The sequence below is a fragment of the Brevibacillus aydinogluensis genome, from assembly GCF_961514395.1.
GTDB classification, from domain to species: Bacteria; Bacillota; Bacilli; order Brevibacillales; family Brevibacillaceae; genus Brevibacillus; species Brevibacillus aydinogluensis.
The window spans coordinates 4,080,293-4,087,500 of the sequence record NZ_OY569118.1 but is presented as its reverse complement, the minus strand read 5'-3'; the positions used below and the strand labels follow the sequence as shown (position 1 = coordinate 4,087,500).

Sequence of the window (7,208 nt, the reverse complement as noted above, 5' to 3'; positions counted from 1 at the left end):
GTCGAGAAAGCACTCCACGAGATAGCGCTCCGCGTAGGAGGAAGTTAGCGCCAGCTCCCCCCACCACTCCGTTTCGTACCGGCAGAGCATGCTGAGCACGTACAAAATCAGGTAGTGGCTGGCCCAGGTTGGCAGAGGAAGTGTCTCCGGCGCACCGTTCCAGAAAAACAGGGAGCCGTGATGAAAAGAAAACAGCGGGTGCCTTTCCCATTCCGAAAGAGCGGCCGAAGTGACAACCGCTTCCCTGCCGATGCTGTCTGCCCATTCAAACAGGAAAGCGTCGCAGCCGTCGGGAACAAGCCGTCGAATATACTGTCGAAGCGTCTCGGGAGAATATGCCAGCGGCCCGTCAGAACCGGTGGGGAACGCTATTCGATACACGGTTCCCTGTTGGTCATCGTGTGGCGTTACGATGCCCAGGTCAAGGCGGACCCACGGCGATTTTCTTCCGGTAACGACTGCATACGGACCGCTCAACTCCGACAAGGACGCAAACAGTTCATCCAGCGAGTACCGATCATTGAGGGGCGTAGGAGCGAACAGACGGGCCAGGTGTGCGAACAATCCTTCCTTTTGCGGCCGAACTTCATCCTCCAACAGATGGTATACTCCGCGCTTCCGCTTGCGCGTGGTCACGCCGTGCTGCAGCACGCGGCTGTTTTGCGGATAGTCAGGGTCGCAGGTAATCAGCCATCCTTTCAGCAGATGCACATACCCGTAAAACAGCAGCAGCGGGCGAACCGAGAGCGAGGCGCCATGAGCCGTTTCGTAAAACTGCCGCGCCTGCTGCCAGGTGTATAAAAAGCGGGTGCTCTGCTGGAACGCCAGGCGGTCGGGGTGCGGCAGCCCCCTAGATTGGTAGCAATGGGACAAATACCTGCGCGCGGCTGGCTCCGTTTCCAGCAAGCGCAGTGTGGTCCATGCATCCTGCATCGTCATCACCTTTGGTTAACTTTCGTAAAATGGTAACGCTTTCTTGGTATTTTTTTTGATTTATCTGGATAATTGACGGCATACCCGAACGATACAAGCTTTCCTTGACAGTAAATTAAGCCGTTTGTTACACTGGCGATAAATATTTTGGCGAAAGGAGCTTATTATTGTGCGGGAAGACAAATTCGTGAAAGAAGGTTTGACGTTTGATGACGTTCTCCTCATTCCGGCCAAATCGGAAGTGCTTCCCCGGGACGTCGACATCACGACGAAGCTGAGCGAAAACGTTACCTTGAACATTCCCCTGATCAGTGCCGGCATGGACACGGTGACAGAATCTAAGCTCGCTATTGCCATGGCTCGTCAAGGCGGTATCGGGATTATCCATAAAAACATGACCATTGAACAACAAGCCAGTGAAGTGGATCGCGTCAAGCGCTCGGAAAGCGGCGTCATCACCAATCCGTTCTCGTTGACTCCGGACCATACCGTCGCCGATGCGGACCAGCTCATGGGCAAATACCGCATTTCCGGCGTCCCCATCGTCGATGAGCAGAACCACCTCATTGGGATTCTTACCAACCGGGACCTTCGTTTTGTGCACGACTTTTCCACTCCCATTAAAGAAGTCATGACCAGAGAAAATCTGGTAACGGCTCCTGTCGGAACGACGCTGCAGCAGGCGGAAGCCATCCTGCAGAAACACAAGATCGAGAAACTGCCCTTGGTGGACGAAAATAACGTTCTCAAAGGGTTGATTACCATCAAGGACATCGAGAAAGCGATCCAGTACCCGAACGCTGCAAAAGACAAGCAGGGACGTCTTCTTTGCGGTGCGGCAGTCGGTGTGACAGCCGACACGTTTGAACGGGCGGATGCGCTGGTGAAGGCTGGCGTAGACGTACTGGTGGTGGATACCGCACACGGCCACTCTATCAACGTCATCAACACCGTGAAGAAGCTGAGACAAGCCTATCCGGACCTGACCATCGTGGCGGGTAACGTGGCTACGGGTGAGGCAACCCGCGACCTGATCGAAGCAGGTGCCTCCGTGGTTAAGGTAGGGATTGGACCCGGCTCCATCTGTACCACGCGTGTCGTAGCCGGTATCGGCGTACCGCAGATTACCGCCATTTACGACTGTGCGCGCGTTGCCCAAGAGTACAATATTCCAATTATTGCCGATGGCGGCATTAAATACTCCGGTGACCTGACAAAAGCGATCGGCGCGGGCGCGTCGGCCATCATGATCGGCAGCCTGTTCGCCGGAACCGAGGAAAGCCCCGGAGAATTCGAAATTTACCAAGGCCGCCGGTTCAAGGTGTACCGCGGCATGGGGTCGATCGGTGCAATGAAAGCGGGCAGCAAGGACCGCTACTTCCAGGAAAACGAACAAAAACTGGTTCCGGAAGGCATCGAAGGCCGCGTTCCGTACAAAGGTCCGCTGGCTGACGTAGTTTATCAATTGGTTGGCGGGCTGCGTGCCGGCATGGGCTATTGCGGGGCCAAAACCATTCGGGAGCTGATCGAAAACTCCCAGTTTGTCCGCATCACTGGTGCCGGTCTGAGGGAAAGCCACCCGCACGACGTGCAGATTACCAAAGAAGCGCCCAACTACTCCATCTCCTAGGGCGATTGACGAAAAACCCTTTCACGATTGTGAAATGCACCCCCTACAGCAGGGGGTGCATTTTTCTGTGCAAACGGAACTGTGTAACCTATACATCTGCCAATATTAAACAGATAATTTGGAAAACGTAAGCTCGAAAGCCAAACACCTGGGTGATTTGTCTAATTAAGTGTCGAAGGGAGTGAAACTGAATGGACGTTGTTGCCTTCGTAAAACAGGCACAGTCGGGCAATGATGCGGCTTACCTTGCCTTGTTTCAACAATACGAAGAAATGGTGTACCGGATCGCTTTTGTCTATGTGAAAAATCAAGATGATGCTCTCGATATTGTTCAAGAAGTGGCTTATCGCTCCTTTAAGTCCATCAAGACATTGCGGGAACCAAGATACTTTAAAACATGGTTAACGAAAATTACGATTAGCTGTTCTATCAATGTGCTTCAGAAACGAAGGAAAGTCATTCAAATGAAACCGGAACAATTGGATGATGTTCGCTCTATGGATGAGGATCTGCCTCTTTCCATTACATTAAAAGATGTGCTGGAAAAGTTAGATGTTAATGAAAAAAGTGTGATTTTGCTGAGGTTTTATCAAGACTACACAATAAAGGAGATCGCTCAGGTATTGGAACTTCCATTGGGAACAATCAAAACAATTTTGTACAGATCGTTGGGAAAACTTCGCGGAATTTTACAGGAGGTGGAGAGTTCATGAAAAGAAGCACGTTTAAAGATGAAATGGAAAAGATTGAAATCCCGCACGAACTTCATCAAAGAAGCACAATGGGGATCCAACAAGCGAAAGTAGAGCTCCAAAGAGATAGGATCGTGAAGAAGCGGCGAGTAATTGGCGGAATTGTATCGGCTGCCATTTTCGTGTCTGCCATTATTGCGATGAACGATTCCGGTCTGGCTTCGTCTGTAAGCGGATATTTCAGAGATGTCGTCCACTGGAAGAACGAAGTGGTGGACACACAATATTCCAACGCTACAGATGAAATTAAGGTCGAGGTGGATTCAGCGACGATACAATCAGAAAAACTGATTGTGCCCGTTACGGTTACCATACTAGACATGACAAAGCCGCCCTACAGTACGATAGAGGCTCTTACGTTCGGTGATGTTGAGATTGTTGGAAGTTCAGGAGAGTCTGTCCATCACCAACAAATTGCCGTTCAGGCAGCATCAGACACACATTATGACTTTGAAATAAAAGACAGTGACAAACTTCTTTCCGAAGTAAAACGTACAAAACCGAATGAACGAGTGTTTCAGGCAAACCTGCTCATTGATGCGGGTTTCGTAAACAAAAATGAGCGGTTTACATTGAAGATCCGTTCATTTTTCGGACAGAAAAAAGCAGACTCGCCTTTACAAATAGAAGGTGAGTGGAACGTTGCTGTTTTTGTGAAGCGTTCATAACCTTGCACCGCGATTTTTCGTCTATATAAGATTGGAGAGTGGGTTTTTTTCCAGTCTCCGACGCGGACAAACAGGTCGAAACAACCTTCAAGGAAGCCCTGCTTGTATGGTACACTTACACTTGTGTGCTCATGCCAATCGTGGCGAAGAACGACAGAAACGGGAGAGTGAGTAAAGCAAATGAAACAAAAAAGATGGACGAGGCGATTGATGGGACTGTTCCTTTCTGTCGCTGTGTTTTTGACCGCGTGGGGCGGCTTGTCTGACGGCGCAGGAGCTGCACAGCCCAACCTGCAGTTGGCGGTTAAATCGGCCATTCTGGTGGAAGCGTCCACGGGCAAGGTGCTGTACAGCAGCAATCCGGATGTACCGCTGCCGCCGGCCAGCATGAGCAAGATGATGACCGAGTACCTCGTGCTGGAAGCGATTAAACAAAAGAAAATCAAGTGGGACGAAAAGGTTCAGGTGAGCGAATACGCCTTTTACATCGCCAAAATGCCGGACTCCGCAGGCGTCTACCTGAACATGGGCGAGTCTCATACCGTCAAGGATCTGTACAAGGCCATGGCGATCGTGTCCGCCAACGACGCAACCGTGCTGCTTGCGGAAAAAGTGGGCGGCAGCGAAGCCAACTTCGTGGCAATGATGAATAAAAAGGCCAAGGAACTGGGGATGAAAAACACCTCGTTCGTGACGTCGACCGGTTTGCCCGTTGAAGATCTGGGGCCGTATGCACCGCAATCCGAACAAAAGGAAAACATGATGTCCGCACGGGACTCCGCGATCCTGGCCCGCGCGCTGATTCGTGATTTCCCGGAAGCGTTGGAATACTCCAAAATTCCGGAGCTGGCGTTCCGTGAAGGTATGCCAAACGTGATCAAAAAGAAAAACTACAACTGGATGCTTCCCGGACTGCTCAGCTACTATCCGGGGGTAGATGGTTTGAAGACCGGCTATACGTCGGCGGCGGGATACTGTTTCACCGGTACGGCAACACGGGATGATATGCGCCTGATCAGCGTCGTCATGGGGACCAGCAGCGAGTTGAAGCGCTTTGAAGAAACCAAAAAGCTGTTTGACTACGGCTTCAGCAACTTCAAGCTGACCAAAAAGGTGGAGAAGGGAGCCGCAGTGAAAGGCTTTGAAACCGCGCCGGTGAAAAACGGTGTGGACCTGACCGTACCAGCTGTAACAAGTAAAGAGGTAAACGTCCTGACCAAAATTGGCGAGGACACCAAGTTTACGCCGGTCGTGACCTTCCAGGATCTGAATGCGCCGCTGACGAAAGGACAGGTCATCGGGAAAGTGGTCTTTAAAGAAGAAGGAGAAAAGGACAGCGACTACCTGCAGCCGGAAGACGTGACCAAGGGGGGCGTCGACCTCGTGGCTGGACAAGACGTAGAGGAAGCAAGCTGGATTCGCCTGTTCTTCCGCAGCATCATCCAATTTATTAGTAACATTTTCAGCAGCGTCACCGGCAAATAAGTGGTTGTGTCGAAAATCACACTTCGTTTACAATGGTGAATATTACGACAACGTTTGCACAAAAACGTGCAGATCTAGAGTCCACATGGGTAGGAGGCAAAAAGCATGGTACAAGTAGGAACGTCCCGCGTTAAAAAAGGTATGGCTGAAATGCAAAAAGGCGGCGTCATCATGGACGTCGTAAATGCCGAACAAGCGAAGATCGCGGAAGCGGCCGGTGCCGTTGCCGTTATGGCACTGGAACGCGTACCGTCTGATATTCGCGCGGCCGGCGGAGTGGCGCGCATGGCTGACCTGGGCATCGTGGAAGAAGTGATGAAAGCGGTATCCATCCCGGTCATGGCCAAGGCACGGATTGGCCACTTCGTTGAAGCACGCGTGCTCGAGGCGATGGGCGTTGACTACATCGACGAGAGTGAAGTGCTCACTCCTGCCGACGACATGTTCCACATCAACAAAAAAGACTTTACGGTTCCGTTTGTCTGCGGTGCCCGCGATCTGGGCGAAGCGCTGCGCCGCATCGGTGAAGGCGCGTCCATGATCCGCACCAAAGGGGAGCCGGGTACGGGCAACATCGTGGAAGCGGTTCGCCACATGCGCACGATGCAGGCACAGATTCGCAAAGTGCAAAGCATGTCCTACGACGAACTGATGGCGGAAGCGAAAAACCTGGGTGCACCGTACGAACTTCTGGAATACGTGCATAAAAACGGGAAGCTGCCGGTTGTCAACTTCGCAGCCGGTGGTGTGGCTACGCCGTCCGACGCTGCACTGATGATGCAGCTTGGGGCAGATGGCGTGTTCGTCGGCTCCGGTATCTTCAAATCGGAGAATCCGGAGAAATACGCCCGCGCCATCGTCGAAGCGACGACGCACTACACCGACTACGATCTGATTGCCCGCGTCTCCAAAGGACTGGGTACGGCTATGCCGGGTATCGAAATCTCCAAACTGCGCGAAGCAGATCGCATGCAAGAGCGCGGCTGGTAAGGTGAACAACATGAAAATTGGCGTACTTGCCCTGCAGGGAGCTGTAGCCGAACACATCCGCATGCTGGAACAAGTCGGTGCAACAGCGGTCCCGGTGAAAAAAGTGGAAGAGCTCAACGATCTGGACGGTCTGGTGATCCCCGGCGGGGAAAGCACCACAATCAGCAAGTTGATGCACAAATACGGCTTTATGGAAGCCATCCGCCAGTTTGGCCAAGCCAAAAAACCGATTTTTGGCACATGTGCCGGCGCCATCCTGCTGGCCAACCGCATCAACGGCCAGGATGACTGCCACCTCGGTCTGATGGACATGAAGGTGGAGCGCAACGCGTTTGGACGTCAAAAGGAGAGCTTTGAAGTCGATCTGCCCGTGGCGGGCATCGCTCCCGATTTTCCGGCTGTCTTTATTCGGGCGCCGTACATTATGGAACTGGGGGAAAACGGTCAGGTGCTGGCGAAGTACGAAGACAAAATTGTCGCCGCCCGCCAAGGCCATTACCTCGCGGCTGCCTTCCACCCGGAACTGACGGAGGATGCGCGCATCCACAAATTCTTCTTTGACATGGTGAAGGAGTACCGGGCCGATAAAGTTCAGGCCTGATCCCGCACTCACACAAAAAACCGGTACCGCACGTGGTGCCGGTTTTTTTGTCAACCGCCTCCTTTACACAGGTATAGAACCTGTAGTACAGTTAACAATAGATGTATCGAATATTGAATGCGATGATGAGGCCAGTACTTTGCATAAGC

At 52.2% G+C, this 7,208-nt stretch carries 7 protein-coding genes and 1 other annotated feature (2 of these 8 running past the window's edge); of the genes, 6 read left to right on the top strand and 1 reads right to left on the bottom strand.

The features are described 5' to 3' along the window. Positions 1–933 carry the 5' portion of a YaaC family protein gene (locus Q7F15_RS20440; protein WP_171567408.1) on the bottom strand. The gene continues 72 nt to the left of window position 1, outside the view, so only the first 933 of its 1,005 coding nucleotides appear in the window; its start codon is at positions 931–933; its stop codon lies beyond the left edge, outside the window. Positions 934–1,102: 169 nt separating this feature from the next. Here Q7F15_RS20440 and guaB point away from each other — a divergent pair, with 169 nt between their 5' ends. The 6 genes from guaB to pdxT all read left to right on the top strand — a co-directional run bounded on the left by guaB (position 1,103) and on the right by pdxT (position 7,059). Next, entirely contained in the window at positions 1,103–2,563 is a 1,461-nt protein-coding gene (gene guaB / locus Q7F15_RS20435) for an IMP dehydrogenase (RefSeq protein WP_230077585.1), read from the top strand. Positions 2,564–2,754: 191 nt separating this feature from the next. After that, on the top strand, positions 2,755–3,276 hold the full coding sequence (locus Q7F15_RS20430; RefSeq protein ID WP_304414850.1) for a sigma-70 family RNA polymerase sigma factor: 522 nt from the start codon (positions 2,755–2,757) through the stop codon (positions 3,274–3,276). Next, on the top strand, positions 3,273–3,983 hold the full coding sequence (locus Q7F15_RS20425; protein WP_304414849.1) for a hypothetical protein: 711 nt from the start codon (positions 3,273–3,275) through the stop codon (positions 3,981–3,983). Before Q7F15_RS20430 ends, Q7F15_RS20425 begins: the two co-directional genes overlap by 4 nt. A 180-nt stretch (positions 3,984–4,163) precedes the next feature. Continuing rightward, positions 4,164–5,468, top strand: a complete 1,305-nt coding sequence (locus tag Q7F15_RS20420; RefSeq protein ID WP_230077587.1) for a D-alanyl-D-alanine carboxypeptidase family protein — start codon at positions 4,164–4,166, stop codon at positions 5,466–5,468. 105 nt (positions 5,469–5,573) lie between these two features. Further along, a complete protein-coding gene (gene pdxS / locus Q7F15_RS20415) occupies positions 5,574–6,458 on the top strand; it encodes a pyridoxal 5'-phosphate synthase lyase subunit PdxS (RefSeq protein WP_171567404.1) in 885 nt (294 codons plus the stop codon). A 10-nt stretch (positions 6,459–6,468) separates the two neighbouring features. Next, positions 6,469–7,059, top strand: coding sequence for a pyridoxal 5'-phosphate synthase glutaminase subunit PdxT (gene pdxT / locus Q7F15_RS20410; RefSeq protein ID WP_171567403.1), 591 nt, complete (start codon positions 6,469–6,471; stop codon positions 7,057–7,059). 113 nt (positions 7,060–7,172) lie between these two features. Beyond that, positions 7,173–7,208 (top strand) — a binding site (T-box leader) (it continues 194 nt past the right edge of the window).

What these genes read in the sequence shown, in the direction of transcription:
- pdxT (WP_171567403.1), top strand. Translation starts at nt 6,469, where the DNA reads ATGAAAATTGGCGTACTTGCCCTGCAGGGAGCTGTAGCCGAACACATC.
- Q7F15_RS20425 (WP_304414849.1), top strand. Translation starts at nt 3,273, where the DNA reads ATGAAAAGAAGCACGTTTAAAGATGAAATGGAAAAGATTGAAATCCCG.
- Q7F15_RS20430 (WP_304414850.1), top strand. Translation starts at nt 2,755, where the DNA reads ATGGACGTTGTTGCCTTCGTAAAACAGGCACAGTCGGGCAATGATGCG.
- pdxS (WP_171567404.1), top strand. Translation starts at nt 5,574, where the DNA reads ATGGTACAAGTAGGAACGTCCCGCGTTAAAAAAGGTATGGCTGAAATG.
- Q7F15_RS20420 (WP_230077587.1), top strand. Translation starts at nt 4,164, where the DNA reads ATGAAACAAAAAAGATGGACGAGGCGATTGATGGGACTGTTCCTTTCT.